We start from the raw sequence: 1,962 nt of genomic DNA on the forward strand, positions 1-1,962 counted from the left end.
AGGAGTGTCTGGAGCCGGCGCCCCATCTCCTCGACGAGCGGCAGCCGCCCCTCCGCGCCCGGGTGCGCGAGCCGCCGGAGCGTCGCCTGGACGTGCTCGGCCTCCCGCTCGGCGTCCGCGAGCCGCCCGCCCGCGAACCGCCGCACCCGCCCGCCCCCGACGAGCAGCACCTGCACGCGCCCATCCAGCACGGCGAGTTCGACGAGCCGCCCGTCGCCGAGCCGCTCCAGCAGCCGCCCCACGTCGAACCGGTGGCCGTCGTTCGGTGACTCGCCCCGGATGTGCAGCGTCCTCGACCGGATCTCCCGCTCCAGACGCCGCTGCTCGCGCTCCAGGGCGGGCAGGGGGCGCCCGGAGATGCGGGCCTGCTCCGCTTGGTCGGCGATGACGCGGAAGGCCGTCAGACCGCTCAGGAGGGTCGCGTCGGCGGGCGGCCGGGTGGGCGGCGCGGACAGCACCGTCGCCCGCCACCGCTCGGACCACAGCAGCAACTGGCGGGGCCCGCCCCCCTCCAGGCTCACCTGCTGCGCCAGCGCGGCGAGTTCGGCGCCCTGCGCGGTCGCCCGCGCGCGCAGCTCGGAGGCGCCGAGCGTCATCCGGTGGTCGTCCAGGACGTCGAGACCGCGCCGGCACGCCTCCAGGACACCCCGCCCCGAGCCCGCCGCGCGGGCGCGCAGGGCCTGCGCCGCCCACCCCGTCACCCGGGCCAGCGGAGGCCCGCTGTGCCGGCTGCGGGCCGCCAGCGCGAGATACCGCTCGGCGTCGGCCGTCCAGTCCAGGACCAGCGCGATACGGCCCGCGAGCAGCCACGCCTCGGGCGCCGCGGGCGCGCCGAACGACGCGAGCCGCCCGGCGACCTTCGCGGCGTCCGCGACGAGCCGCCCCGACGCCCGCCCGGCCGTCAGCTTCGCCTCGATCAGCACCAGTTGGGCGTGCGTCTCCCACCAGGACCGCCGCTGTGCCGCGAACAGCCGCACGGCGACCGCCGCGCGCGCGATGGCCGTGCCCGTGTCGCCCGCGAGGCGCGCCGCCTTCGCCGCCGCCAGCAGGAGTTCCGCCTTGCGCGTGGACTGCCCCCGGATGCCGTCCAGGACGGCGATCGCCGCGTCCGCCTCGGCCAGCGCCTCCGGGGCGAGCCCGGCGGCCATCAGCACCTCGCAGCGCCGGATGTTCAGCATGATCCCCGGCGTGCCGAGCTTCGCGTACCGCTCCTCCGCGTCGTCCAGCAGGCTCAGCGCGCGCGGGATGTCGCCCGAGCGGAACGCGGCGATGCCCTGGCTCTCGACGGCGTCCGCCTTGTCGTGCTCCTGGCCGGTGGTGTCCCACAGGGCCTGCGCCGCCGCGTAGTCCGCGTCCGCCCGGTCCACCGCGCCCAGCGCCAGATGCACCGTCGCGCGCAGGTTCAGCGCACGCGCCGTCCAGATGGTGTCGCCCACCTGACGCAGCACCGGCACCGCGCGCCGCAGGTCCTCCAGCGCCTGAGGGTGATGCCCGAGGACCTCCCACGAGTACGCCCGCCTAAACAGCACCCGCGCGCGCGTGAGTCCCGTACCGCGCTCCACGCCCCGCTCGAACGCGGCCAGACCCTGCCGGGTACGGCCCGCGTGCACGAGGGCGACCCCGAGGGTGCCCAGGATGTCCGCCTCCCGGTCGGCGGAGTCGGCGCGCGCCGCCAGCACGCGCGCGCGGCGCAGATGCTTCAGCGCGAGACCCAGATCGCCCCAGTCCCGCTGCCAGATCCCGATCACCTGATGGGCGACCGAGCCGTGCAGCGCCGGCGGATCGGCGCGGAGCAGTTCCTCCGCCCGCGCCAACGCCTCATGGGGGGCGGCGAACACCAGAGGCAGCAGTTCGAGGACCGGTTCGTGTGCCGCTGTCACCCCACGGATGGTATCGGGCAGCGGAGCGCATCACACCGGTTGGTGCCCTTCCGGCGCAGCGCCCCGCCCCCGGCCCCCGCCG

At 76.9% G+C, this 1,962-nt stretch carries 1 protein-coding gene; it reads right to left on the bottom strand.

The features are described 5' to 3' along the window. Positions 1–1,880, bottom strand: a 1,880-nt coding sequence (locus tag AOK24_RS44000; protein ID WP_055725415.1) for a tetratricopeptide repeat protein, incomplete at its 3' end; no start/stop codon positions are given. Positions 1,881–1,962: the final 82 nt, after the last annotated feature.

Source organism: Streptomyces niveiscabiei (assembly GCF_001419795.1).
Lineage (GTDB): Bacteria > Actinomycetota > Actinomycetes > Streptomycetales > Streptomycetaceae > Streptomyces > Streptomyces niveiscabiei.